Annotated in this window: 26 protein-coding genes; 12 read left to right on the forward strand and 14 right to left on the reverse strand. The window is 67.1% G+C overall.

The genetic code is table 11. The features are described from left to right. Positions 1 to 4: 4 nt before the first annotated feature. Entirely contained in the window at positions 5 to 265 is a 261-nt protein-coding gene (locus AB431_RS30385; RefSeq protein ID WP_144418231.1) for a hypothetical protein, read from the reverse strand. A gap of 490 nt (positions 266 to 755) precedes the next feature. Here AB431_RS30385 and AB431_RS10225 point away from each other — a divergent pair, with 490 nt between their 5' ends. Continuing rightward, a complete protein-coding gene (locus AB431_RS10225) occupies positions 756 to 1,349 on the forward strand; it encodes a hypothetical protein (protein ID WP_047329820.1) in 594 nt (197 codons plus the stop codon). A gap of 53 nt (positions 1,350 to 1,402) precedes the next feature. Here the strand turns inward: AB431_RS10225 and AB431_RS10230 are convergent, their stop codons facing one another. Continuing rightward, complete coding sequence (locus AB431_RS10230; RefSeq protein ID WP_047329821.1) at positions 1,403 to 2,038, reverse strand: sensor domain-containing protein; 636 nt, start codon at positions 2,036 to 2,038, stop codon at positions 1,403 to 1,405. A 59-nt stretch (positions 2,039 to 2,097) separates the two neighbouring features. Between AB431_RS10230 and AB431_RS10235 the strand changes: the two genes are divergently transcribed. After that, positions 2,098 to 3,105 carry a methionine synthase gene (locus AB431_RS10235; RefSeq protein ID WP_047329822.1) on the forward strand — a complete coding sequence of 336 codons (1,008 nt, stop codon included), beginning with the start codon at positions 2,098 to 2,100 and terminating at the stop codon, positions 3,103 to 3,105. Positions 3,106 to 3,215: 110 nt separating this feature from the next. After that, positions 3,216 to 4,595, forward strand: coding sequence for an NAD(P)/FAD-dependent oxidoreductase (locus AB431_RS10240; RefSeq protein WP_047329823.1), 1,380 nt, complete (start codon positions 3,216 to 3,218; stop codon positions 4,593 to 4,595). Here the strand turns inward: AB431_RS10240 and AB431_RS10245 are convergent. Continuing rightward, positions 4,592 to 4,987 (reverse strand): MmcQ/YjbR family DNA-binding protein, encoded by a 396-nt coding sequence (locus AB431_RS10245; protein WP_047329824.1) that lies wholly within the window; start codon positions 4,985 to 4,987, stop codon positions 4,592 to 4,594. The genes AB431_RS10240 and AB431_RS10245 overlap by 4 nt on opposite strands. Positions 4,988 to 5,039: 52 nt before the next feature. Between AB431_RS10245 and ligA the strand changes: the two genes are divergently transcribed. Next, complete coding sequence (gene ligA / locus AB431_RS10250) at positions 5,040 to 7,145, forward strand: NAD-dependent DNA ligase LigA (protein WP_047329825.1); 2,106 nt, start codon at positions 5,040 to 5,042, stop codon at positions 7,143 to 7,145. A 1-nt stretch (position 7,146) separates the two neighbouring features. Here ligA and AB431_RS10255 read toward each other — a convergent pair whose 3' ends face one another. Beyond that, the gene (locus AB431_RS10255; protein WP_047329826.1) at positions 7,147 to 7,806 is read right to left on the reverse strand and encodes an amino acid-binding protein; all 660 of its coding nucleotides are present in this window, start codon (positions 7,804 to 7,806) and stop codon (positions 7,147 to 7,149) included. A 28-nt stretch (positions 7,807 to 7,834) separates the two neighbouring features. Further along, positions 7,835 to 7,978: a hypothetical protein gene (locus AB431_RS30795; protein ID WP_158423534.1), complete on the reverse strand. Its 144-nt coding sequence runs from the start codon at positions 7,976 to 7,978 to the stop codon at positions 7,835 to 7,837. 26 nt (positions 7,979 to 8,004) lie between these two features. On the opposite strand from AB431_RS30795, the gene gatC reads away from it, so the two are divergent. The 3 genes from gatC to AB431_RS10270 are packed head-to-tail and all read left to right on the forward strand — an operon-like array spanning position 8,005 to position 10,835. After that, the gene (gatC, locus tag AB431_RS10260; protein WP_047333285.1) at positions 8,005 to 8,304 is read left to right on the forward strand and encodes an Asp-tRNA(Asn)/Glu-tRNA(Gln) amidotransferase subunit GatC; all 300 of its coding nucleotides are present in this window, start codon (positions 8,005 to 8,007) and stop codon (positions 8,302 to 8,304) included. Continuing rightward, the gene (gene gatA / locus AB431_RS10265; protein ID WP_047329827.1) at positions 8,301 to 9,785 is read left to right on the forward strand and encodes an Asp-tRNA(Asn)/Glu-tRNA(Gln) amidotransferase subunit GatA; all 1,485 of its coding nucleotides are present in this window, start codon (positions 8,301 to 8,303) and stop codon (positions 9,783 to 9,785) included. Before gatC ends, gatA begins: the two co-directional genes overlap by 4 nt. Positions 9,786 to 9,803: 18 nt before the next feature. Continuing rightward, entirely contained in the window at positions 9,804 to 10,835 is a 1,032-nt protein-coding gene (locus AB431_RS10270) for an ATP-dependent 6-phosphofructokinase (RefSeq protein ID WP_047329828.1), read from the forward strand. 77 nt (positions 10,836 to 10,912) lie between these two features. Here the strand turns inward: AB431_RS10270 and dhaM are convergent, their stop codons facing one another. The 3 genes from dhaM to dhaK are packed head-to-tail and all read right to left on the reverse strand — an operon-like array spanning position 10,913 to position 13,255. Then, positions 10,913 to 11,614, reverse strand: coding sequence for a dihydroxyacetone kinase phosphoryl donor subunit DhaM (dhaM, locus tag AB431_RS10275; RefSeq protein ID WP_235435877.1), 702 nt, complete (start codon positions 11,612 to 11,614; stop codon positions 10,913 to 10,915). Between the two features lie 11 nt (positions 11,615 to 11,625). Then, complete coding sequence (gene dhaL, locus AB431_RS10280) at positions 11,626 to 12,243, reverse strand: dihydroxyacetone kinase subunit DhaL (RefSeq protein ID WP_369803063.1); 618 nt, start codon at positions 12,241 to 12,243, stop codon at positions 11,626 to 11,628. A gap of 7 nt (positions 12,244 to 12,250) precedes the next feature. Beyond that, positions 12,251 to 13,255: a dihydroxyacetone kinase subunit DhaK gene (gene dhaK / locus AB431_RS10285; protein ID WP_047329831.1), complete on the reverse strand. Its 1,005-nt coding sequence runs from the start codon at positions 13,253 to 13,255 to the stop codon at positions 12,251 to 12,253. A gap of 162 nt (positions 13,256 to 13,417) precedes the next feature. On the opposite strand from dhaK, the gene gatB reads away from it, so the two are divergent. Continuing rightward, a complete protein-coding gene (gene gatB, locus AB431_RS10290) occupies positions 13,418 to 14,929 on the forward strand; it encodes an Asp-tRNA(Asn)/Glu-tRNA(Gln) amidotransferase subunit GatB (protein WP_047329832.1) in 1,512 nt (503 codons plus the stop codon). Here the strand turns inward: gatB and AB431_RS10295 are convergent, their stop codons facing one another. After that, entirely contained in the window at positions 14,930 to 15,499 is a 570-nt protein-coding gene (locus AB431_RS10295) for an HAD family phosphatase (protein ID WP_047333286.1), read from the reverse strand. Between the two features lie 221 nt (positions 15,500 to 15,720). Between AB431_RS10295 and AB431_RS10300 the strand changes: the two genes are divergently transcribed. The 3 genes from AB431_RS10300 (at position 15,721) to AB431_RS10310 (ending at position 18,873) form a co-directional block, all read left to right on the forward strand. Beyond that, the gene (locus tag AB431_RS10300; RefSeq protein ID WP_047333287.1) at positions 15,721 to 16,371 is read left to right on the forward strand and encodes a response regulator transcription factor; all 651 of its coding nucleotides are present in this window, start codon (positions 15,721 to 15,723) and stop codon (positions 16,369 to 16,371) included. Continuing rightward, on the forward strand, positions 16,368 to 17,576 hold the full coding sequence (locus tag AB431_RS10305) for a GAF domain-containing sensor histidine kinase (protein WP_047329833.1): 1,209 nt from the start codon (positions 16,368 to 16,370) through the stop codon (positions 17,574 to 17,576). Before AB431_RS10300 ends, AB431_RS10305 begins: the two co-directional genes overlap by 4 nt. Positions 17,577 to 17,664: 88 nt before the next feature. Continuing rightward, positions 17,665 to 18,873 (forward strand): cytochrome P450, encoded by a 1,209-nt coding sequence (locus tag AB431_RS10310; protein ID WP_047329834.1) that lies wholly within the window; start codon positions 17,665 to 17,667, stop codon positions 18,871 to 18,873. 33 nt (positions 18,874 to 18,906) lie between these two features. Here AB431_RS10310 and AB431_RS10315 read toward each other — a convergent pair whose 3' ends face one another. Genes AB431_RS10315 through AB431_RS10335 form a run of 5 tightly spaced genes read right to left on the reverse strand, consistent with a single transcriptional unit; the run spans position 18,907 to position 23,561 of the window. Then, a complete protein-coding gene (locus tag AB431_RS10315; protein WP_052960251.1) occupies positions 18,907 to 20,079 on the reverse strand; it encodes a hypothetical protein in 1,173 nt (390 codons plus the stop codon). Between the two features lie 48 nt (positions 20,080 to 20,127). Next, positions 20,128 to 20,655 carry a nuclear transport factor 2 family protein gene (locus AB431_RS10320; protein ID WP_047329835.1) on the reverse strand — a complete coding sequence of 176 codons (528 nt, stop codon included), beginning with the start codon at positions 20,653 to 20,655 and terminating at the stop codon, positions 20,128 to 20,130. Then, a complete protein-coding gene (locus AB431_RS10325) occupies positions 20,652 to 21,299 on the reverse strand; it encodes a nitroreductase family protein (RefSeq protein ID WP_047329836.1) in 648 nt (215 codons plus the stop codon). The genes AB431_RS10320 and AB431_RS10325 overlap by 4 nt, the downstream gene beginning before the upstream one ends. A gap of 4 nt (positions 21,300 to 21,303) precedes the next feature. Then, complete coding sequence (locus AB431_RS10330; RefSeq protein WP_047329837.1) at positions 21,304 to 22,584, reverse strand: amidohydrolase family protein; 1,281 nt, start codon at positions 22,582 to 22,584, stop codon at positions 21,304 to 21,306. Positions 22,585 to 22,586: 2 nt separating this feature from the next. Next, on the reverse strand, positions 22,587 to 23,561 hold the full coding sequence (locus tag AB431_RS10335) for an SDR family NAD(P)-dependent oxidoreductase (protein ID WP_047329838.1): 975 nt from the start codon (positions 23,559 to 23,561) through the stop codon (positions 22,587 to 22,589). Positions 23,562 to 23,708: 147 nt separating this feature from the next. On the opposite strand from AB431_RS10335, the gene AB431_RS10340 reads away from it, so the two are divergent. After that, a complete protein-coding gene (locus tag AB431_RS10340; RefSeq protein ID WP_047329839.1) occupies positions 23,709 to 25,403 on the forward strand; it encodes a nitric oxide reductase activation protein NorD in 1,695 nt (564 codons plus the stop codon). The last annotated feature ends 56 nt before the right edge of the window (positions 25,404 to 25,459 follow it).

Genomic DNA, 25,459 nt, shown 5'->3' on the forward strand with positions numbered 1-25,459 from the left:
GGGTCTAGGTTGCGCGGGGCCGTTTCAACAGGAACACCACCGATAGGGAATGGCCCACCGTCATCTTCGCGTCGAGAAGAACGTTGAAATTCACGACTTCCCAGCCCTGGTCGCCGAAACCTGCCAACGCGGGCATGGCGGCTTGAAGTACCGCTCCTACGTCCCGGCCAATTGGCGTCGCGTGGTAGTGGTATTCCCAACGAGGTGGATACCAATTTCCATCCGAGGCCTTCCACCAGCCGGTCCCGGGTGGAGTGTCGGTCATGGTGTAGATGGTAGACGTGACCGGGTCGGCATTCGCCAGTATCTCCGGACTCAATTTGTGGCGACAACGGGTTTGGCGACGCAGAGGAAAGGAAAGGAGGCGAGGAGAAGAAACTTTGCGATCTATCGAGCGCGAAGCGAAAGCGGCGAAGACGGCTTTTTTGCCCGTCGCCTTTTCCTCGGCTGCTTGGCTTTGGCGCTCCTGGTCACCGTGATCGTGACGACGATAAGCAGACGGAGTAACGCGCACTTAAGGCTGTGAACCTGCTGTGAATTCGTGCTCGATTTTTTCGAAAGCGTCGGGCTGTGTTTCGTTCCTGTGCTATCAGTAATCCGATTTGTTGCTTTGCTTTCGCATTTCCGGATCGAGCTCAGATGCGGGCTGTTCGACACCACATCGTGCGTCGAAGGTCACCTCGACGGTGTTCCGCCGCACGGCCATATCACAGATCGACCGACAGTCTCATCGCTCGGCCGCAGGGGAGGGCTACGTGAGCCAAGGACCGCAGGGTGACGGCTGGTGGCAGGCTTCGGACGGAAAGTGGTACCCGCCCGAGGACCATCCGCAGTATCTGGAGTCGCTGCCACCGCCGCCTGCGACGGCGCTGTCGAACCGAGCATCCGCTGGTCCCGTCCGGCTAAGCGACGCCGAGCGCGCCCGAATCCTCACACAGGAGTTGGCCTTCCTCACAGCTCCGACGGGGGGCCGCGGAACTGTCGGTCCCGGAGGGCAAGTCACGTTCTACAACACGGGCCCCAAACTGAAGGAGCGGGGCAGGTTCTCGGCCGTCGTATGGACGGGAACCGACTATGCGCACTGGGCCTACATTCTGTTGCACGCCTTGTTTACTGTCATGACCTGCGGCCTCTACCTACCGTTCTGGTGGTGGGGGTTGCGCAAGAAGCCAAAGGTCTACACCGTGGCCGTCGATGATTACGGCAATATCACCAAAACCCAGCACGAAGTATCAGCAGCCCAACGCATCCAACGCTGGGTCGTACTGGCTGTAACTTTATGGTGGCTCTACCAAGCTTTGATGCTGGTCAGCGCGTTTCAAAATGCGTCAGGCAACGGAACATATTAAGGGCCAGCGTGTGCGTGGCAGGAAGCCTCTAAAGGGTCCGTAGAGAGGGAACCTCAACCCGGAATCTTGTTGAGGATGTTCGTCATGACGATCTCGGGCACCGACTCGCCGAATCCGCAGAACGTCACCTCCACCAGCACCGAGGCCTTCAGCCGGTAGTCGCGGCCGCACCGGCCGGGACGCGTGCTCAGCGACTCGGCGTCGCCCTCGACGTCACCGACCAATCCCGACCCCATCGATCCGTCCGCGCAGCGATGCACCGCGGTCGAGAGTGTGTTGAATGCCTGCTGCGCGGTCGCCGCGTCGCGGTAGGCCGCGGCACCTTCGGAGATCAACGCGCGGCGCGGCGGATATTGAAAGCTCGTCTTGTGGAAGTCCTCGACGTCGGTGCCGAAGGTGTCGGTCTCGGCGAAAACGAACCGGCAGTCGCGGGGCACCGCCTTGGCGAGCTCCTCCACGTCCACCATGGATTTGCCGTCCATGCTCGGGATGATCGTCACGTCCTCGCCGCCGCCGGTGATGGCCTGGATCTGCGCCTGGGTCAGCATGATGACGTCGACGTCGACGACGCCCGGCGGGCGCCACGGCGGTTCGCTGAGGGCGCGTAGCGGCGCGCCGCCAACCCACTGGGTGCAGCCCGTCAGCAACGCCGCCGCCGCGCAGCAGGCCACTCCCGCGCGCACCGTCATGGCATCACGGTAGGCCCCCGGCGGTACGGTGCGCGCGGGCTGTCCAATACGGTTGGCCGGTGAGTGTTTTCGCGGCGGCCACCGGGATCGGATCTTGGCCGGGTTCGGCGCCGAGGGAGGCTGCCGAAATCGTTGTCGGGGAGTTGCACCGGCTGCCGCATCTGGTCGAGTTGCCGGGCCGCGGCGTGGGCGCCGACATGATCGGCCGGGCCGGCGCGCTGCTGGTGGACATCGCCATCGACACCGTCCCGCGCGGGTACCGGATCGCCGCCCGGCCGGGCGCGGTGACCCGGCGGGCGAAAAGTCTGCTCGATGAGGACATCGACGCCATCGAGGAGGCCTGGGAGAAGGCCGGTGGCCGTGACTCCGGGCGGCCGGTCAAGGTGCAGGCGCCGGGTCCGATCACGCTGGCCGCCCAGCTCGAACTGGCAGGAGGGCACCGAGCGCTGACCGACAGTGGTGCGGTGCGCGATCTAACGTCGTCGCTGGCCGAGGGAGTGGCGCGGCACCGGGCCGAGCTGGCGCGGCGGCTTTCGACAACGGTGGTGGTGCAATACGACGAGCCGGTGCTGTCGGCTGCGCTGGCCGGCCGGCTGACCGGGGTGACGGCGCTGAATCCGGTGCATCCGGTCGACGAGGTGGTGGCGATAGCGCTGCTCGACGAATGCGTGGCGGTTGCGGGGGCGGAGGTGCTGTTGCACAGCTGCGCAGACGTTCCGTGGAAGATATTGCAACGCAGTGCGATTCATGCAGTGTCGGTGGATGTGAGCACCCTGGGCGACGCCGACTATGACGGCCTGGGGGAGTTCCTGGACTCGGGCCGATCGGTGGTCTTCGGTCTGGTGCCGACGAGCGCTCCGGCTTCTCGGCCGTCCGCTGAGGAGGTGGCCTCGGCCGCCGTGGCGATCACCGATCGAATCGGTTTCTCCCGCAGCGCTATCCGCGACCGTGTCGGTATCAGTCCGGCCTGCGGTCTGGCCGGATCCGACGCCGCCTGGGCTCGGGCCGCGATCGGGTTGTGCCAGCGGACGGCGGACGCCGTCGCCGACGAGCCCGACGCGATCTAGCCGTCCTGAGTAGCTGCCGCGCCGGAATTCGAGTAGCGATCTACTCGTAGCACCCGAAGTCTGCACCCCTAGCGTTCGGACCAGCGATGGGTCGACGTTAGGGGTGGACGATGGCGGTACTGGGAGAACGGGCTGTTGTACTGGGGGCCAGCATGGCGGGGATGCTGGCCGCTCGGGTGGCCGCCGAACACTATCGGAGCGTATTGGTGGTCGACCGCGACATGCCGCCCGAGCGGCCGGTCAGCCGTCGTGGGGTACCGCAGGCCGCTCACGGTCATGTGCTGCAGGCGGGCGGGGTTGCCGTGCTCGACGAACTGTTTCCGGGTGTCCTTGCCGAGATGGTCGACGACGGAGTGCCGGTGTGGAGTGACGGCGACCTCGGCAGGGTGTACCTCGAATACGGCGGCCATCGGTTCCTGCGGTCTGGGTGCGTACCCGATCCGGTGACGTCGTACATGCCCAGTCGGCCATTCCTGGACTGGCATGTGAGTAAACAACTTTCGGCGCTGCCGAACGTGTCGTTGCTTGGTGGTCACGATGCAGTGGGTCTGACGTCGTCGCAGGACCGTCGGCGGGTCACCGGTGCGCTGGTCGCGCGGCGCGGTGCCACCGAGGCCGCCACGGAGCTCGACGCGGACTTGGTGATCGACGCCAGCGGCCGAGGATCCCGGGGCCCGGTCTTTCTGGAGGCTCTCGGTTATGGCCGCCCACGCGAAGACGAGTTGGTGGTCAACCTGTGCTACACCAGCCAGTGGCTCCGAATTCCACCCGGCGCGATTCACGAGCACATGGTGGCGGCGTTCCCCAAGCCTGGAGACACGACGACTGCCGCCCTGCTAAACCACGAGAACGGCACCTGGTTGATGACCGTGGGTGTGATGGCGGGTGCGGAACCTGTGCAGGACTACGAAGGCATGTTGCGGCTCGCGCGACGACGGCTTCCGCCTCACCTTCTCGAGGTACTCGAGTCGGCCGAACCTGTCGGGGAAACGGCCCATTACCGCACTCCGTCAAGCCGTTGGCGCCGCTACGACGAGATGACCCGACTGCCCGACGGTTTCGTCGTCACCGGCGATGCGGTGTGCAGCTTCAACCCGATCTACGGGCAGGGAATGACGGTGGCCGCATTGGAAGCGATCGCGCTGCGTCAATGTCTGCGCCGCGGCGACACGGACCTACCCCGGCGGTTCTTCAAGACTGCGGCCAAGACAGTTCGCATGGCGTGGCGCAATGCCGTCAGTGCCGACCTGTCGCTGCCGGAGGTCGCGGGCGATCGGCCGGTGGGAATGCGGATCAACAACAAGTTCGCTGACATGGTGCTCACTGCCGTGGAAACCGATCTGGTGGTCAACAGCCAGTTCTTCCGGGTGCTGAGCATGCGCGACTCACCGGCCCGGCTGATGCGACCGTCGATCCTGGCGCGAGTGGCACGGGCCAATCTGGCACGGCCACAACGGTTTCCCGACCGTGAAGCGGTGTTGACCGGCTAGCTGTCGAGCTGTTTGACCAACCGCGCCGGGGCCTGCAACCGGAACGAGGCATCGATCAGTTCGGCAACCTCTGCCCAGTCGATCTCGGCTGCGTCGAAGTCCAGGCCCAACCAGCCGTATGGACCCAGATACGCGGGGTAGAAGAACCGTCGGTCCTGCTGCAGCGCTTCGCCCTCGCTGTCGTCGACCTTCACCAGCAGTGCGTGCGAGTAGCGGATCATCGGCCCGCCGGGGTTCTTCTGGCTGCCGCCGTAGACGGCGAACATCTTCGGCGCCGAGAACGTGGGCCTGCCGTGCGAGATCTTCTCGGTCGCCTCGGGCAACGCCAGCGCGATCTGGCGAACCCGAGCCAGGATCGGGTCGGCGTCGTCGAACATGATCGGATGCGGCATGCCCCCACCTTCCCACGGCAAAGCTGTCGCCTGCCTCCGATAACCTGCGAGGGTGGCTCCAGAGACGTCCGATCCCGAGGCTGATCCCATCGATCCGGATGTGCGGCGGCGCTGGCAGGATCTCGCCGAAGAGGTGCGTGAGCATCAGTTCCGCTACTACATCAAGGACGCGCCGATCGTCTCCGACGCGGACTTTGACGCGCTCTTCAACGAACTCCTGGCCCTCGAAGAGCGCTTCCCCGAGCTGCGGGTAGCCGACTCGCCGACTCAGCTGGTCGGCGGCGCCGGCTTCGCCACCGACTTCGCCGAGGCCGCGCACCTGGAGCGGATGCTCAGCCTCGACGATGTGTTCAACACCGAGGAGCTGGCGGCGTGGTCCAACCGGGTGGAGGCCGAAATCGGCCGTGACCCGCAGTACCTCTGCGAGCTCAAGATCGACGGCGTCGCGATCGCGCTGGTGTACCGCAACGGTCGACTGGAGCGGGCGGCCACCCGTGGCGACGGCCGGGTCGGTGAGGACGTCACCAACAACGCTCGCACAATCGATGACATCCCCGAAAGCCTCACCGCCTCAGAGGAATACCCCGTTCCCGCGCTTCTCGAGGTGCGTGGCGAGGTGTTCTTCCGGCTCGCCGACTTCGAGAACCTCAATGCCAGCCTGGTCGAAGAGGGTAAGGATCCCTTCGCAAATCCGCGGAACAGCGCCGCGGGCTCGCTTCGGCAGAAGAATCCGGCGGTCACCGCGAAGCGGCGGCTGCGGATGATCTGCCACGGCCTCGGCCGCACCGAATACTCGGGGGGCTTTGCGCCAGCCTCTCTGCACGACACCTACCGCGCGCTGAAGGCCTGGGGGCTGCCGGTCTCCGACCACACCACGCAAGTGGTCGGACTCGCCGCCGTCGAAGAGAAGATCGTCTACTGGGGCGAACGCCGCCACGAGATCGAGCACGAAATCGACGGCATCGTCGTCAAAGTCGACGACTTCGCCCTGCAGCGCCGGCTCGGCGCCACCTCGCGCACACCGCGCTGGGCGGTCGCCTACAAGTACCCGCCGGAGGAGGCCCAGACCAAGCTGCTGGACATCAAGGTCAACGTGGGACGCACCGGCCGCGTCACCCCGTTCGCGGTCATGACGCCGGTGAAGATCGCCGGATCCACCGTTGGCATGGCCACCCTGCACAACGGCTCGGAGGTCAAGCGCAAAGGTGTCCTGATCGGCGACACGGTGATGATCCGCAAAGCCGGCGATGTCATCCCCGAGGTGCTGGGACCAGTCGTCGACCTGCGCGACGGCACCGAGCGTGAATTCGAGATGCCCACCCACTGCCCGGAATGCGGCACCCCACTGGCCCCGGCAAAGGAGGGCGATGTCGACATCCGCTGCCCGAACGCCCGATCCTGCCCCGCACAGCTGCGTGAGCGGGTCTTCCACCTGGCTGGCCGCGGTGGACTGGACATCGAAGGGCTGGGCTACGAGGCGGCGACGGCGCTGCTCAACGCCAAGGTCATTACCGATGAAGGCGACCTGTTCAGCCTCACCAGCGCCGACCTGCTGACGTCAGACTTCTTCAAGACCAAGGACGGCGCGCTCTCGGCCAACGGCGCCCGGTTCCTGATCAACCTGCAGCAGGCCAAGGACCGGCCGCTGTGGCGGATCCTGGTGGCGTTGTCCATCCGGCACGTCGGGCCGACCGCGGCGCGGGCACTGGCCGTCGCGTTCGGCAGCCTCGACGCGATCATGGCGGCCTCCGAGGAGCAGCTCGCCGACGTCGAGGGTGTCGGACCGACGATCGCGGCCGCGCTCGTCGAGTGGTTCGCCGTCGATTGGCACCGCGCGATCATCGACAAGTGGCGGGCCGCGGGCGTGCGAATGGAAGATGTTCGCGACGCCTCGATTACCCCTACGCTGCAAGGACTTTCGATCGTGGTCACCGGGTCGTTGCCGAACTTCTCCCGCGATGAGGCCAAGGAGGCCATCATCAGCCGCGGCGGCAAGGCGGTCGGCTCGGTGTCGAAGAAGACCTCGTACGTGGTGGCCGGGGATGCGCCCGGCTCGAAGTACGACAAGGCCGTCGAACTGGGTGTGCCGATCCTCGACGAGGATGGTTTCCGCGCCCTGCTGGAGGATGGGCCCCCGCCGGCGGAAGCCGACGGCTGAGTCAGCGCAGGATCGTCGCGACGATCCCTGCCAGATAGCCCAAGCGGGCCACCTCGGAGGGACGAAACAGCGGCCCGCCCGGGCGGCCAAGCAGCACAGCGGTATTCGGGTCGCCCAGCGGAGCGGCGGCCAGCGTGGTGTCCATGTCGCGCCAGACTTGCGGCACCCAGTCGGCGGTGCCGTCGAGGGCTTCGGCATGCGTGAGCGGCAGCCAAGGTGCGGAAGTGGCGGGAGTTTCCGGCGCGCCGGGGCTGCCGACGATGCGCTTCAGGCCCGACTCGGAGATGCGCGCCACCGTGCACCAGCCGACGCGCAACACGCGCGGTGCCTCGTCGGCGAGCACCTGGAGCTTGGCGGCCCGGTTGCCTGCGGCGGCGATGTGGTCGATCAGCTCGAGCTCGCGGTGGGCTTCGAGCAGCCCGGTGTGCGGCCGGATGGTGTCCACCCTGATCCCTTTGATCTGTTCAGCCGCCGTGATCAGCATGTCGGGCATGGCGCCGAGCGGCAGTTCGACCACCAGATCGTCGATCGCCCAGCCCGGTCCGCGCTCGACGACGTCGAGGGACAGGATGTCGGCGCCGACGGTGCCCAGGGCGACGGCTAGCGAGCCGAGGCTACCGGGCCGGTCGACCAGCTGGACCCGCAGCAGATACGAAGGCACGCGGACACTGTTTCACAGCGGCGTGGACTCAGCATTCCGGCAGGGTCGGGCGTTCGCGTACGTCGAGTACCCGCTGAAAGCGGGTCGCGGACGGATCAGCGTGCCGCTGGCGAGAGATCAGCAGCCCGCCGAGCAGCCCGCCGACCGCAAGCAGTCCCGACGGCACGCGCATCACCCCTTCACCTAGGCTTGACCACCGTGTCCCAGATCTCCCGCGACGACGTCGCCCGGCTGGCCAAGCTGGCCCGGCTGGCCCTGACCGACAACGAACTCGACAGCTTTGCCGGCCAGCTCGACGCCATCTTGGAGCACGTCAGCCAGATTCAGGCCGTCGACACCTCGGACGTGAAGCCGACCGACAACCCCCTGAAAGACGTCAACGTCACCCGGCCCGACGTGGTGCAGGTGTGCCTGACGCAGGAGGAAGCCCTGGCCGAGGCGCCGTCGGCGGCAGAGGGCCGGTTTGCGGTGCCGCAGATCCTCGGGGAGGCCCAGTGAGCGACCTGATCCGACTCGACGCCGCCACCCTCGGCGAGAAGATCGCGGCCAAGGAGGTGTCCTCGGTTGAGGTGACCCAGGCATGCCTGGACCAGATCGCTGCCACCGATGAGCGTTACCACGCCTTCCTGCACGTCGCCGCTGACGAGGCGCTGGCCAGTGCCGCCCGTATCGACGCCGCCGTGGCCGCCGGGGAGAGCCTGCCGTCACCGCTGGCCGGTGTGCCGCTCGCGCTCAAGGACGTCTTCACCACCACCGACATGCCGACGACGTGCGGGTCGAAGATTCTCGAGGGCTGGACGTCGCCGTACGACGCGACCGTGACCGCGCGGCTGCGGGCCGCCGGGACCCCGATCCTCGGCAAGACCAACATGGACGAGTTCGCGATGGGCAGCTCGACCGAGAACTCCGCCTATGGCCCGACCCGCAACCCGTGGGACACCGACCGCACCCCCGGCGGGTCCGGCGGCGGCAGCGCGGCCGCGCTGGCCGCGTTCCAAGCGCCGTTGGCCATCGGCTCCGACACCGGCGGCTCGATCCGCCAGCCGGCGGCCCTGACCGCCACCGTGGGGGTCAAGCCCACCTACGGCACGGTGTCGCGGTACGGGCTGGTGGCGTGCGCGTCATCGCTGGATCAGGGCGGGCCCTGCGCCCGCACCGTGCTGGACACCGCGCTGCTGCACTCGGTGATCGCCGGGCACGACCCGCGTGACTCGACGTCGGTCCAGGCGCAGATTCCCGACGTCATTGGAGCAGCGCGCCGCGGCGCAACCGGGGATCTGTCCGGTGTCCGGATCGGTGTGGTCAAGCAGTTGCGCAGCGGGGAGGGGTATCAGCCGGGCGTGCTGGCCTCGTTCAACACGGCCGTCGAGCAGCTCGAAGCGCTGGGTGCACAGGTCAGCGAAGTCGACTGCCCGCACCTGGACTACTCGCTGTCCGCCTACTACCTGATCCTGCCGTCGGAGGTGTCGAGCAACCTGGCGCGCTTCGACGGCATGCGCTACGGCCTGCGGGTCGGCGACGACGGCACCCACAGCGCCGAAGAGGTGATGGCACTGACGCGGGCGGCCGGATTTGGCCCAGAAGTCAAGCGCCGCATCATCATTGGCACCTACGCGCTGTCGGCGGGCTATTACGACGCCTACTACAACCAGGCGCAGAAGGTGCGCACCCTGATCGCCGGTGACCTCGACGCCGCCTACGAAGAGGTGGACGTGCTGGTGTCCCCGGCGACCCCGACCACCGCATTCCGGCTTGGGGAGAAGGTCGACGATCCACTCGCGATGTACCTGTTCGACCTGTGCACCCTGCCGTTGAACCTGGCTGGGCATTGCGGAATGTCGGTGCCGTCGGGCCTGTCGTCCGACGACAACCTGCCGGTCGGCTTACAGATCATGGCACCGGCTTTGGCCGACGATCGGCTCTACCAGGTGGGTGCGGCTTACGAGACTGCACGCGGTTCGCTGCCAACGGCGGTCTGACGGGGCAGGATAGGTCCCATGCGTATCGGAGTGCTGACCGGCGGGGGTGACTGTCCGGGCCTGAACGCCGTGATCCGGGCTGTGGTGCGGACCTGCGACGCCCGCTACGGGTCGTCGGTTGTCGGGTTCCTCGACGGCTGGCGGGGGTTGCTGGAGGACCGCCGGATCCAGTTGCACAACGACGACCGCAACAACCGTCTGCTCGCCAAGGGTGGCACGATGCTGGGCACGGCCCGCACGAATCCGGACAAGTTGCGCGCCGGGCTCGACGACATCAAGCAGACGCTCGAGGACAACGGTATCGACGTGCTGATCCCGATCGGTGGCGAGGGAACGCTGACCGCCGCGCACTGGTTGTCCGAGGAGGGTGTGCCCGTCGTGGGCGTGCCGAAGACCATCGACAATGACATCGACTGCACCGACGTCACATTCGGCCACGACACGGCACTGCAGATCGCCACCGACGCCATCGACCGGTTGCACAGCACCGCCGAGTCGCATCAGCGGGTGATGGTCGTCGAGGTGATGGGCCGCCACGCCGGGTGGATCGCGCTCAACGCCGGACTGTCCTCCGGTGCGCACATGACGCTGATCCCCGAGCAGCCCTTCGACGTCGAAGAGGTGTGCCGCCTGGTCAAGAAGCGCTTCCAACGCGGCGAGTCCAGCTTCATCATCGTGGTCGCCGAGGGCGCCAAGCCGGCCGAGGGCTCGATGCAGCTGCGGCAGGGCGGCACCGACGAATTCGGCCACGAACGCTTCACCGGAGTGGCTCAGCAGCTGGCCGTCGAGGTGGAGAAGCGGATCAAGAAGGAAGTCCGGGTGACCGTGCTGGGCCACGTGCAGCGCGGCGGCACCCCGACGGCATACGACCGGGTGCTGGCGACCCGGTTCGGGGTCAACGCCGCCGACGCCGCGCATGCCGGCGAGTACGGGATGATGGTGTCGCTGCGCGGTCAGGACATCGGCCGGGTGCCGCTGGTGGACGCGGTCCGTCAGCTCAAGCTGGTGCCGCAGAGCCGCTACGACGACGCCGCCGCGTTCTTCGGCTGATCCGTCCAACCGCCAAACCGACAAACCGACGCAAAAGTCCGAGTAAACCCCCGCATTTCGTCGATCTCGGCATAGTGCTACTCACCCAATCCCGCGGCGATGAAGTCGACGGTGGTCGCCACGGCCGCGGCCGCATCCGGGCCGTTGGCGCTGACCCGCAACTGATCACCGGCCCGGCTGTCGAGACTGACCAGCATGATCATGCTGTCGGCGACCACCGGGCCGATGCCACGGGTCAGGTTGGTGATGGTCAGTTCCGCGTCGAACGTGCTCAGTAGAGCGACCAGGTTCGCCGCGGGACGGGCGTGAAACCCGTTGGCGTTCAACACCTCCACGTCACGGGAGACTTCCGCATCCCTCGGGTCGGGTTCTGCCGCCGGGGGTGTGGCGTCGCCGATATGCTGCTGTTTGGCCGCCAGCCCGCGCAACGCCTCAACGGTGACGGCCGGTAACGGCGCACCGGACGCGGCGGTGACAACCGCCGCCACCAGACCCTCGACAAGCGGCGCCGAGCACAACGTGACCCGGGCGGCGAGGTCGCTGTCGAGTAATTCCAGCGCCAGCTCCGCCGCCATCACCGCGCTGCCCAGGTCCATCAACACCAGCACGCCGTCGGGGCTCTCGGCCTGCAGGATCGCGTCGGCCACCGCCGTGGCATCGGTTCCGAAGGTGGTTTCGTCGAGTCCGGCCGCCACCGCCACGGTCGGGCCGCAACCCTGAGTCATCTCCGCGGCCAGGGCGACCGCGGCCTGCGCCAGGGCCCGGCTGTGTGATACCACGACGATCCCGATCACGACAGAGCGGCCGCCGCGGATTCCAGCAGCAGCGTTGCGCTCGTCGCGCCCGGATCCTGGTGTCCCGCACTGCGTTCCCCGAGATAACTGGCACGGCCCTTGCGGGCGACCAGCGGTGTGATCCGGTCCCGGCCCTCGGCCGCGGCCGCGGCGGCATCGGCCAGCGCCGCGGCGACGCCCGAGTCCACTGCGTTCTCGTAGCCGACGACCGCGGCGGCCAGCGCGTCATACATCGTCTTGTCGTCCAGCTCCGCCTTACCGCGCGCCTGCAGACCCTGCACCGCGGCGCGCAACGCCGTTCCGAACGTGGTTGCGTCGACGGGGTCCACACCCTGCAGGGCGGTGCCCAGCCGCAGGAAGAACGTCCCGTATAGCGGTCCGCTGGCACCACCGACACTGCTGACCAGCGTCATACCGACCTTCTTGAACAGCGCGTCGGGGGAGTCGAACGTCGCGTCGTCCAGCACGGCGACGACGGCTGCCATGCCGCGGTCCATGTTGGTGCCGTGGTCGGCGTCCCCGATCGCCGAATCCAGCTCGGTCAGCAGCGCGGCGTTGGCGTGGACGGCTGCGGCGAAGCCGCGCAGCCAGGCGCCGAACGTCTCGACCGTCAGCGCCATGTCAGGCACCCCATCGCAGACCCGGCGTGTTCACCGGGGCATCCCACAACCGCACCAGCTCGTCGTCGACCTTGAGCAGCGTCACCGAGCAGCCCGCCATCTCCAGTGAGGTGATGTAGTTGCCGACCAGCGAGCGGGCGATCGTGATGCCCGCCTTGCCCAGCAGCTGTGCGACCTCGTGGTACATCACATAGAGCTCGAGCAGCGGGGTGCCGCCCATGCCGTTGACGAAGGCGATCACCGAATCCCCGCTGCGGAACGGCAAGTCGGCCACAATCTGGTCGACAAGCAGTGCGGCGACCTCCTTGGCCGGCGCCAGGGGCAGCCGCTGGCGGCCCGGCTCACCGTGAATGCCGATGCCGAGCTCCATTTCGTCGTCGCCGAGCGTGAACGTCGGCTTGCCCGCCGTCGGAACCGTGCACGACGTGAGTGCCACGCCCATGCTGCGGCCCTGCGCGTTGACCGTGCGCGCGATGTCAGCCACCGCGGCCAACGGCCGGCCTTCCTCGGCTGCGGCACCGGCGATCTTCTCCAGCAGCACGGTCACCCCGACCCCTCGCCGGCCTGCGGTGTAGAGGCTGTCCTGCACGGCCACGTCATCGTCGGTGACGACGGCGATCACATCGATTCCCGTTTCAGCAGAAACCATTTCGGCAGCCATCTCGAAATTCATCACGTCGCCGGTGTAGTTCTTGACGATGTGCAGCACCCCGGCCCCGCCGTCGACGCCCTGGGTGGCGGCGATGATCTGATCGGGAACCGGGGAGGTGAATACCTCGCCGGCACACGCGGCGTCGAGCATGCCCAGCCCGACGAAGCCGCCGTGCATCGGTTCGTGGCCAGAGCCACCGCCCGACACCAGACCGACCTTGCCGGCCACAGGCGCGTCACCGCGGAATACCACCCGATTGGCTTGGTCGACGCGTAACCGGTCGCCGTGCGCGGCCGCAAGGCCCAGAAGCGCTTCCTCGACGACGTCCGCGGGCTCATTGATGAGCTTCTTCACGCAGCCATCTGAGCACGCGGGCGGGACGCCCACAACCATCACGAGCCGCGACCTGGCGCGCCCTACCGTCGGCGAGCAGTCGCAAAATCGCATGATTGGCGCCGTGTGCGTGCGACTCTGCGTCTGTTCGCGCCCGAAGTTGCGCCCACTAGGATTGACCGCATGACTGCTGCTGCGCAGGCTGACCTGCTCGACTACGACGACGTCATCGCCCGCTTCGACCCGGTGCTCGGGCTCGAGGTGCACGTCGAGCTGTCGACGGCCACCAAGATGTTCTGCCCCTGCGCGACGACGTTCGGCGCCGAGCCCAACACCCAGGTGTGCCCGGTCTGCCTGGGCATGCCGGGTGCGTTGCCGGTACTCAATGAGGCCGCCGTCGAGTCGGCCATCCGCATCGGCCTGGCGCTGAACTGCGGCATTGCGCCGTGGTCGCGCTTCGCGCGGAAGAATTACTTCTATCCCGACCAGCCGAAGAACTACCAGATCTCGCAGTACGACGAACCGATCGCATTCGACGGTTACCTCGACGTGCCGCTCGACGATGGCAGCACCTTCCGCGTCGCCATCGAGCGCGCGCACATGGAAGAGGACACCGGCAAGCTCACCCATGTCGGCGGTGACACCGGCCGCATCCACGGCGCGACCACCTCGCTGCTGGACGTCAACCGGGCCGGGGTTCCGCTGATCGAGATCGTCACCAAGCCGATCGAGGGTGCCGGCGATCGGGCCCCCGAGGTGGCCCGCGCGTATGTCACCGCGTTGCGGGATCTGCTGCGGGCCCTGGGTGTCTCCGATGTGCGGATGGACCAGGGGTCGCTGCGCTGCGACGCCAACGTGTCGCTGCGCCCGATCGGGCAGGTCGAGTTCGGCACCCGCACCGAGACCAAGAACGTCAACTCGCTCAAAAGCGTGGAGATCGCGGTCCGCTACGAAATGCGCCGTCAGGCAGCCATTCTCGTCGAGGGCGGCAAGATCCACCAGGAGACCCGGCACTTCAACGAGGCGGGCTTCACCTCGCCCGGCCGCGATAAGGAGACCGCCGAGGACTACCGGTACTTCCCGGAGCCCGATCTTGAGCCGGTCGCTCCGAGCGACGAACTGGTGGCGCGGCTTCGGGCCACCATCCCCGAGCTTCCGTGGTTGTCGCGCAAGCGAATTCAGGACGACTGGGGTGTCTCCGACGAGGTCATGCGTGATCTGGTGAACAACGGTGCGGTCGAGTTGGTTACGGCCACGGTGGCTGCCGGAGCGTCCACCGAGCAGGCCCGCGCGTGGTGGGGAAACTTCTTGGTGCAGAAGGCCAATGAGACCGGCGTGGAGCTCGCCGCTTTGCCGATCACGCCTGGTCAGGTCGCCAAGGTCGTCGCGTTGGTCGACGAGGGCAAGCTGTCGAACAAGCTGGCCCGTCAGGTCATCGAGGGTGTGCTGGCCGGCGAGGGTGAGCCCGAGCAGGTCATGGCCGACCGCGGACTGGCGCTGGTCCGCGACGACTCACTGATCCAGACCGCCATCAATGAAGCGCTCGAGGCTCATCCCGATATCGCCGAGAAGATCCGTGGCGGCAAGGTGCAGGCCGCGGGCGCGATCGTCGGTGCGGTCATGAAGGCGACAAAGGGTCAGGCCGACGCCGCGCGGGTGCGGGAACTCGTCATGGCCGCATGCGGGCAGACCTAGTCAGGCGCTGAGCCGGCTGCGGTTGATCCACCACTGCTCGTGCAGCCGCCGGCAGAGGGCGGCCGAGAGCGGTTGGTCGCTGTCGTAGCGATCCAGGACGGCGGCGGCGCCGGCGAAGTCCCGGTTGCGGATGCCCAGCGTGGTGACGACCATCGTCGCGAGCCCTGCCGAGCAGGCGGTGTGGAAGCCGGCCGGAGAATGCTCGACGGCCATCGCGGCCTCCGGTCCGACTCCGAGCTCGAACAGCGCCCGGTGATACACCTCCGGGTCGGGCTTGGGCCGCACCACGTCATCTGCGGTGATCAGCACCTCGACCACGCCGTCCCCGATCAGTTCGCGGACCAGTGGTTCGACCCGGTCGCGGGGACCTCCGGCGGTGACCCCGACCCGGATATCACCGCAGTGCAGGCTCCAGATCAATTCGCGAAACACCTGGGCGTCGCGCTCGGTGGCAGCCAGCGGGGCGTCGAAGTCGAAGATGACGGCCTCGAGTTTCGGTGCGTCGTCATGCGCGCACCGCGCCCGGTCCCACCAGAAGGATCGATTCCGGCTGACCGTGTCCAAAAGCATCGTGGCCACGGTCGAAGTATCGTCCCGCCGATATGCCGCCAGCATCCCCCGACCGGGGGAGCGGAGGGTGGAGCCTCACCCGGGCCGGCTGCCGGGACACGGCCTGGACTTCGGCCGTTTCCGGATGTAATCATCTGCGGCCGTGGCCTTTCGACACATTTGACAGGTGTCGAGTGCGATTGCCGTCCGATGGGGGTGCTCGCCCCACTACGGTGATGTTCATGACGGTGCGGGTGGTGCTGGTCGATGACCATGAAATGGTCATCGAGGGCCTCAAGGCGATGCTCGCGCCGTTCGCCGAACGCGTCGAGGTGGTGGGCGAGGCCGTCGGGGCCGAGAAGGCCATGCCGGTCATCGCCGATCTGCAGCCCGACATCGTGTTGTGCGATGTGCGGATGCAGGGCGCCAGTGGCCTGGACCTGTGCCGGGAGATCCGGGAACGCGATCCCGGCCGCAAAGTCATCCTGTTGTCGGTGTACGACGACGAGCAGTACCTGTTCCAGGCCATGCGGGTCGGGGCGTCGGGCTACCTGCTCAAAGGCATCAGCAGCGACGAGCTGGTGCGCCAGCTGGAGGGTGTGCATGCCGGCTCGACGGCCATCGACGCCGGCCTTGCCGCGCGAGCCGCTGAGACCGCGGCGCGGCTGCAGAGTGATCAGTTCTGGCCCGGCGCCCGGCACGGGCTCACTCAGCGTGAGAGCGAGATCCTGTCGCTGGTGGTGACCGGGCTGTCGAACCGCGGGATCGCCGCCAAGCTGGTGATCGGCGAGGAGACGGTCAAGACCCACCTGAGCTCGATCTACCGCAAGTTGGGTGTCAGCGACCGAACCAGCGCCGCAGCCACCGCCCTGCGGGAAGGCATCTTCCGATGAGTCCCGCGAAAGGTGTGAGTCCGCATGCCGTCCACGGCCTCGTCGACGCGGACCGCGAAGTCGCCCTGCTGCTGGACATCATCGCCGCGACGTCGAGCGGCCCCGGCGTCGAGCCGATGGCCGCCGCGGTAGCCCGAATGATCACCGCGGCAACGGCTTCCGACGTCTGCTTCGTCCACGTTCTCGACGACACCGACCAGTCGTTGACACTGGCCGGTGCCACGCCGCCGTTCGACGAACAGGTGGGCCGCATCCGGATGCCGTTGGGTTCCGGGGTATCCGGGTGGGTAGCCAGCCACCGCGAGCCCGTGGTGATCGTCAGCGACAAGGAGGCCGACCCGCGGTATGTCCCGATTGCGGCGTTGCGCGGCAGGGACTTCGCGTCGATGGCGTCGGTACCGATGCAGACCGAACCGGGTGGGCTCGTCGGCGTGCTCAACGTGCACACCATCGAGCGACGCGATTTCACCCCCCGCGACATCGAGCTCCTTCTCGTCATCGGCCGGCTGATCGCCGGCGCGCTGCACCAGGCCCGGCTGCACCGTCAGTTGTCCGCACGTGAACGTGCGCACGAGAACTTCGCCGAGCAGGTGATCGCCGCGCAGGAAAGTGAGCGCCGCCGACTGGCCGGTGACATCCACGACGGCATCTCCCAGCGGCTCGTCGGCTTGACCTATCGGCTGGACGCCGCGGCGCGCGCGGTCGACGACGCCGACCAGGCCTCGGCGGCCGTGCAACTCGAGAAGGCTCGCGATCTGGTGGACCTCACGCTGGCCGAGGCGCGTTCGGCCATCAGCGGTCTGCGCCCGCCCGTGCTCGATGACCTCGGCCTCGCCGGTGGCCTGGCCAGCCTGGCCACCTCGATTCCCGAAGTCGATCTCGATCTCCACCTGGTCGACGAGCGGCTGCCGGAGCACATCGAAGTCGCGTTGTATCGCATTGCGCAAGAAGGACTTCAGAATGTCGTCAAACATTCCCGGGCGATGGTGGCCACTGTCCGGTTCGCCGTCAACGACGGGGTGGCGCTGCTGGAGGTGGCGGACAACGGGGTAGGGTTCGAGGCCGCGCCGGGGACGCCGTCGTCCGCCGGATACGGCATGTTGTCGATGGCCGAGCGGGCCGAGCTGGTGGGCGGGACGTTGACCGTCACCTCTGCGCCGGGATCGGGAACGACTGTCGCGGTCCGAATTCCGCTCGAGGGCTAGTGCCGAGCTCGACGTAACGGTGCGATCGTCTCGCCACTTTTCGCCGATATGTCGGTTTGGGCGCTGACGCGCCCTCTACCATCGGTTGATGCTGCTGGACCCGGCCGAGTTCTTCGGTGACAAGGCGATTCAGGACCCTTATCCGCTATATGCCCGGCTGCGTGCCGCCGGGCCGGTCCACCAGGTCGGCGATTCCGGGTTCTACGTGGTGTGCAACTGGGCCGCGATCAACGAGGTCGCTACCCGGCCGGAGGATTTTTCGTCGAACCTCACCGCGACGATGACCTATACCCCGGATGGCGGCGTGGCGCGCTTCGACATGGACCGGGTCGGCGGGCCGACGCATATCCTGGTTACCGCCGACGATCCCGTGCACGCGATCCACCGCAAATTGGTGCTATCGCAGTTCACGGCGAAACGGGTCAGAGGCTTCGAGCAGCTGATCGTCGACATCTTCGAAAAGCTCTGGGTACAGGGAGTTGTCGGCGGCCGGATCGAGTGGATGGCCGAGGTGGCCAATCGGCTGCCGATGATGATCGTCGCCCGGATGATCGGTGTTCCCGACGCTGACGTCGACCGGCTGGCGCACTGGGGCTATGCCACAACTCAGCTTCTCGACGGCTTGATGTCGGCCGACGAACTCGCAGCGTCGATGACGGCGATCACCGAACTCAACGGCTACATCGACCAACATCTGCGGCAGGCCATCGCCGACCCGCAGGACGACCTGATCGGTGATCTGGCCCGGGCGTGCTCCGATGGCCGGCTGGACCACTTCACCGCGCAGCTCATCCTGGTGTCACTGTTCAGTGCTGGTGGCGAGTCCACGGCATCGCTGCTGGGGACCACGGTGTGGTTGCTGGCAACCAATCCCGGACTGCAGCAACAGCTTCGCGCGCACCCGGAGTTGCTGGGCGCCTTCATCGAGGAGACGCTGCGGTTGGAGCCGCCGTTCCGGGCCCACTACCGTCATGTGCTGCACGACACGCAGCTCTGCGGCGTCGAGCTGCCCGCGGGTTCCTTGGTCCTGCTTCTGTGGGGCGCGGCCAACCGTGATCCCGAGTATATCGACCGACCGAACGACCTGCGGCTCGACCGACGAAACATCAAGGGGCACCTGACCTTCGGCAAGGGCGCCCATTTCTGTCTGGGCGCACCGCTGGCGAGGCTGGAGGCTACGACCGTCCTGACGCTGCTGCTGGGGCGCACGACGTCGGTCACAGCTGTCGATGTGGGGCCGTGGTTGCCCAGCGTGCTCGCGCGTCGACATGAGTATCTCGAACTGATCGTGGACTGATCGGGGTGTCCGCGATCCGTCAGGATCGCGGGACTACGGCGAGTCAGCCCACCGCGGTGGCCGTGCGACGTGCTGGGGTTGGGTCCCGTTCTTCGGCCTCGTTGCCGACCACGCAGTGCCTTCACAGATCAAGTCGTGCGGCATCGGAATCTGGGCGGGTAGCAGCGGACCGCCGGGGATCGCGTCGACGAGCGCCTGGACCGGCATCGGGGGTGCCAATGCCGCGGCATCGGGCAGTGTGGTGAGTCCGGCCGGAACCGGTGCTGCCGGTACGGGTGCGGCAGGAGCCGCAGCGACGGGAACCGGAGCGCCGAGGGGGAGCGGTGCTGGTGGCACCACGACCGGCACCGCGGCGGGCGGGACCGGAGCCGGGATCGCGGCCGCCGAGTCGGCGACCGGAGCGGCCACGGCCGCTGGGGCGGAGTCAGGGATCGGAGCCGCCGCGGCTTCGGGAACGGGCGCGGTGGCCACTGCGGGTGCCGGAGCGCCGTCCGCGGTCAAGGAGAACAGTTCCGGGCCAGGCGCGGGTACGGCCGCCGGTGGTTCCGGCGCCGCGGGCACCGCCGCGGCCTCTGCGACGGGTGCGGCTTGCGCAGCGGGTGCGGCGATCGGCGGCGCGGGCGAGATGTCGGCCACCGGAGTGACATCGGTGATCGGCGGCGCGACTACGGACGACGCCGTGGCGGCCGGCGGTGCGAGTGCCTCAACGGGTGCGACCGGTAGAACCGGAGCCGCTATCGGAACCGGAGCCGCCGCTGGGACCGGGGCGGCGACCGGCGCAGCGGGGACGACCACCGGAGCGGGCACGACCGGCACCGGCAGCGCTGCCACCGGGATGACGGGCACCGCGGCCGGCGGTGCCGGGGCCAGGGCGCTGTCAACGATCGGCGCGGCCGCCACCGGTGGAGCAGCGACGGGAGCCGAAGCTGCAACCGGCGCCGCCGCGGCGGGTGCTGCGACGGGGGCGGCCGGCGCAGGAGCGGCGTCGGGCAGCGCACTGGTGAGCATTTCCGGCAGCGCTTCCGGCGAGGACGCGAGCTGCTCAATGATGTTGCCGCAGGGCACTCCTGGGGTCACCGCCGGATCGGCTCCGGCCAGCGGGCTGGCACACCAGCCCGACAAGATCAACGCGGCGATGCCAGCCGATACCGGTCGTTGGATGATCGGTGACAACGCTTCCCCGTCCGTGTCGATCTTGATTGCCATCAAGACCGTATCGGGTGGCGGGGTCAAATCAAGGCCGTGTCGATTCCTTTATGAAATCGATAGCGGGCGGTCATAGGACGGATCCGTCCGGTCATGAGTTGCCGGACGCATCGTCGGCACCATCGCGATGACCTGTTCGGTCAGTTGCGATGTCGACTCGGTGTTCCATTCCACGACGCACACCCGCGTGACGATCGCCCAACGCCCGTCGCGGCACTCGAGCCGGTCGACGTAGCGTCCGCCGGACCACGTCATGTGGTCGGCAGGTTGTCTGTCGGTGCCGACGAACAGGTAGTAGGTCTCTGAGTGGGCGGTCTTGCCGTCGATCTCCGCGAAGTGGTTCAGCAGATAGTGTTGGTAGCGAGTCTGCGTCGAGTGGTAGGCGAACGCCCAATCGATGAAATCATCGACGTCCCCGACGAATCCGACGTGATCGTCGATCGCGCCATCGTGGTACGCCGACCGCAGCAGCGCGCGGTCCTGTCTGTCCATCCCGCGGGCGTAACGCTGCATGCAGTCATGAATGTCAGCGCGGTCCTTCATCTCCCGAAGGTGGGGGAGCAGATCATCGATCATCTGGAGGCTCCGTTCCAGCCATTGAGGCCGATGACCTCGTCAAGTGGTCTTCGCGGGGCCGGACGGAACTCACGACCCGCGCGCAGCTTGGCCACCGGTAGCAGGCAGCCTTGGACGTAGGTATCCGGTATCCCCAACAACTCCCGCACCGCCGCTTCGTGGTGCAGATGCAGTGTGGTGATACAGGTGCCGTAGCCCCGGGTACGCAGTGCCAGTTGGAAATTCCACACCGCCGGAAAGATCGACCCGTACAGCGTCGCCAGGTAGAACGACTCGTCGCCGTGTGCACGCGGATACGTCGGCTCGTAGCAGGGGATCACCAGTACCGGCACCTGAGCCAGGTTCTCCACCAGCCACTCGGTCGAACTCATCAATGCGGCACCGGGCGTGCCGGCCGGGACGAGGTCCGCGATGAACTGACCGCCTACCTTGTCGAGGTAGGCCTTTCGGTAGAGGTCGGCGATCGCGGCCCGCAGCGCTTGATCGGTGATGACCAGCCACTGCCAGGCCTGCTGGTTGGATCCGTTGGCTGCCTGCAGCGCGATGCCCAGGCACTCGCGGATCTGGCCTACATCGACCGGCTCGCCGAGATCGAGCGCCTTGCGCGCCGATCTGGTTGTGGTGAGCAGGGTTTCGGTATCCACGGCGTTACGTCGGGAGCTTGGCGGCAAGGTCGAGGACCGTGACGGTGTCGGTGCCGGTCTTGCGCAACCGTTCCGACGACCGGAAGCCGAGGTCGACGTCGGTGGCCTGGGCTCGCAGTGCCCCCACGGTGAGTTGTTCCTTGGGGATGTGAGAGAACATGTCGAACGAGTACAGCCGCATCGCATTCTCGTGGGTGATTCGGTTGGTTTCGTCATCGCTGACGCCGTCGAGGTAGATCGCCAGCGTTTCGGGTGCCAAGGGCCAGGTCGAATCCGAGTGGGGGTAGTCGCATTCCCAGGTGACCATGTCGAGGTTGAGCTTGTCGCGACTCGCCACACCGAACTCGTCGTCGATGAAGCACAGCGCGACTCGATCCAGGAACACCTCGCTGGGTAGCTTGTCGCCGAAGTCCTGATGGGTCCAGGCGCGGTGCATTTTGTACACCCGGTCGATCCGTTCCAAAAAGTAGGGCACCCAGCCGATCCCACCCTCCGAGAGCGCGAACGTGAGATCGGGGAATCGACGGAGCATCGGTGACCAGATCAGGTCGGCCGCGGCTTGCACGATGCTCATCGGCTGCAACGTGATCATGGTGTCCACCGGTGCGTCGATCGACGTGATCACCACCGATGACGACGACCCGATGTGCAGGTTCACCACGGTGTTCTCATCGCTGCAGGCCTGCCAGAACGGATCCCAGTGCGGGTCGTGCAGCGACGGGTAGTCGATCTTGGTCGGGTTCTCCGAGAAGGAGACCGCATGGCAGCCCTTCTTGGCGACCCGGCGCACTTCGTCGGCCATCAGCTGCGGATCCCAAATCGGCGGCAGCGCTTGTGGAATCATCCGCCCCGGATAGGTGCCGCACCACTCGTCGATGTGCCAGTCGTTATAGGCGCGCAACACCGCCAGCCCGAGTTCCTTGTCCTTCGCCCGGGCAAAGTACTGGCCACAGAACTGCGGGTAGGACGGAAAGTTCAATGCCGCGGCGACACCGTTGGCGTTCATATCGCGGATGCGTTCGTGAATGTTGTAGCAGCCCTCGCGAATCTCACTGAGCTTGGTCGGTTCGGCCCCGTACTCGTCGGGTGGGCGACCGGCTACCGCGTTGAGCCCGACGTTGGTGGCCTCCTGGCCCTCGAAGACCCAGGCATCGGTACCGTCGGCGCGCTGGATCAGTTTCGGGACGTCGTCGGAGTACTTGGCGGGGATGTGCTTGTCGAACATATCCGGCGGCTCGACCATGTGGTCGTCGACGGAAATCAGGACCATATCGTTCATATCCATGCTCAGCTCCGTTGCGGCTCGGGGAATTCGACGTCGGCGCCGCCCGGCATGGGGCTCACACCGAGGCGATCGCAGACCTCCAGGACTTCATCGACGATCGAGGTCGGCACGATGAACTTCTCGGTGGCGGATATCTGGTCAAGATGTGCGGCAATGTCTTCGGCGGACGGCTCGGTGTCGGCATCGGCGAGCCAGCCCTCACTGAGCCCGATGAATGCACGGGCGAAGCGCCCTGCGCACGCCGAGTAGTTGCGATGGCTGAACGTGCAGGCCGCACTCGCCAGGTACACCACGAGTGGAACCACCAGTTCGGGCCGGATGGCGCGCATGAAGCCGGATTCGGCGAGGAATTTCTCGTCCCCGACGGTCTCGGTCACCATCCGCGAGAAGCCGGTTGGCAGTACCGCATTGGCCTGGATGCCGTGCGCTTCGCCTTCGATCGCAATGACATTCGTCAAGCCGATCAGGCCCGCCTTGGCCGCCGCATAGTGTGCCTCCATCGGCTGGCCGAAGACACCTGCCGAGGAGGAGATGAACACGAACCGGCCGCCGCCACCCGTCTTCATGGCCCGGTAGGCGGGCTGGGACAGGTGGAAGCCGCCGTCGAGGTGCACGCGCAGCATCCGGGTCCAGTCGTCGTGCGAGAGATCTTCGAAGGCGACGCTGCCGAAGATGCCCGCGTTGCTGATCACCGCATCGAGGCGGCCGAACGCATCGACCGCCGTCTCGACGATCGCCGCTCCGCCCTCCGCGGTGTCGACCGAGTCGTGCGAGGCGACCGCGCGCCCGCCGGCGGCGGTGATCTCGTCCACCACCGAGTCTGCGACGGCGGCGTCCACGCCGTCCCCGCGCATGGTCGACCCGATGTCGTTGACAACGACGGCCGCGCCGCGCTTGGCCAGGTCGAGTGCATACAACCGGCCGAGCCCACGCCCGGCTCCTGTCACGATCACCGATTGGTCCGTGAAATCGACCATGTCGTCACCCTTGTCATTTCGGTTCAGATAACCGCGACCCCCGACACCGCAACGCGGTCAGTTGACTGCCGCATGGCCGAACTCTACGGTGGAACAGATATTTGGTCAACAAATTCTGGCGCGGGTCGGCGAGGGTGGAGGTGCTCGATGGTCGACGACGACGAGCGGCTTGCCCGCCTTGCCGTGGTCGCCTCGGCGCTGGCCGGGCACCCGGTGGTCGTCGTGCCCGCGGAGCCGGGGTCACCGGCATGGACCGACGGGCAGAACATCTACGTCGATCCCGCTGCGACGCACCGCGCAACCGTCGAGGCGATCGCCCTTCAAGCGTCCCTGATCGCGGCGGGCAGTCTGGATCCCGACATCGTCAGAGCCCTGAGTCGGAAGGGCCGGGTGGCGGCTCGGTACCTGGCTGTCGAGGGGCATCGCGCGCTGCTGGCCAATGCCGACGTGCTGCCCGGGATGCTGGCGTCGTTGGCAGATGCCGATGTGGCGCGTCGCAGCCACTCGGCGGCAGAGTCATTGGCGATCGCGAAGAGCCCGACGCCGATCCCTGCAGCGCCCGCACAATTCGGCGAGATCCGGCCGAAGCGGGTGCTCGAGATGATCGGACGCAGGGGCACAGTCACCGATCACGACACTGTCGGTCACATCCCGCGACGCAACGGCAAAGCCGAATTGGAAGAGCTCGACGACGGTGAAATGCCGACGGACGGAAACGATCCCGATCTGTTCAGCAGTCCGGTCGGTGGCGGCGGGTTCATCGGGAAGTGGCTCAAGAAGATGCTGTCATCCACCCGTGCGGGCAGTTCGGGCGGCGGCCCACCGGGTGCGGACTCACCGACGCACCGCACCAACGCGGCCACTCGTGGTGCCAGCGCAGTCTCGTCGACCGCCTCAGCGGGTATCGAGGACGGGACCGACGCCAAAGCCGGCGGCGTGACATACCCGGAATGGGACGTCAACCAGCGACGATACCGCCCGGACTGGTGCACCGTACGCGAGGTCGAACCACTGGTCGAGCCGGCAGCGTCGGCCGTCATCGACGACGCCATCGCATTTCGCCGGCCGCTGGCACGCCTGGGGATGGGCCTGCACCGTCGGCACCGACAGCCACAGGGCGACGACATCGACATCGACGCCGCCGTGAGCGCCCGGGTGGAGGTGCGGGCCGGCTCGGTGCCGGATGAATCGGTCTACCTGGACAGTCTGCGCCGACGTCGGGACCTGTCGGTGCTGGTGCTGCTCGATGTGTCGGGATCGTCGGCCGAGGCCGGCACCGTCGGCAAGACGGTCCACGAACAGCAGCGGATCGCCGCCGCCAATCTCGTGGTTGCGCTGAACGACCTCGGCGATCGCGTCGCGCTGTACGCGTACAACTCACAGGGCCGGACGGCCGTGAACGTCATGCCGATCAAGCGCATGGATGATCATCTGGACAGCCAGGTATTGCGCAAACTCAACAGTGTGCAACCGGTTGCCTACTCGCGCCTCGGGGCCGCCATCCGGCACGGAACCAGGGTGCTGGAGGAGCGCGGCGGCACGTCGCGGCGACTCCTCGTCGTCTTGTCGGACGGCCTTGCCTACGACCACGGCTACGAGCGCGGCTACGGCGCGGCCGACGCACGCCGAGCGTTGACCGAGGCGCGCAGGCGCGGCACCGGCTGTGTGTGCCTGACCGTCGGCGCGAGCGTCGATTCCGCCGACCTCCGCAATGTCTTCGGTACCGCCGCATATGCGGTCGTGGGCCGTCCTGAGCAGCTCACGGGCGTCATCGGGCCGCTGTTCCGATCGGCAGTCCGGGCCGCTGAAGTCCGCCGCCGCGTGTCGGCAACCCGCGCTTGAAACAAACATCTGTTCCGCGATAGGGTGTCAATCACCGCAGCGATGCGGGGAAGGGA

It is taken from the genome of Mycobacterium sp. EPa45 (assembly GCF_001021385.1).
GTDB lineage: Bacteria > Actinomycetota > Actinomycetes > Mycobacteriales > Mycobacteriaceae > Mycobacterium.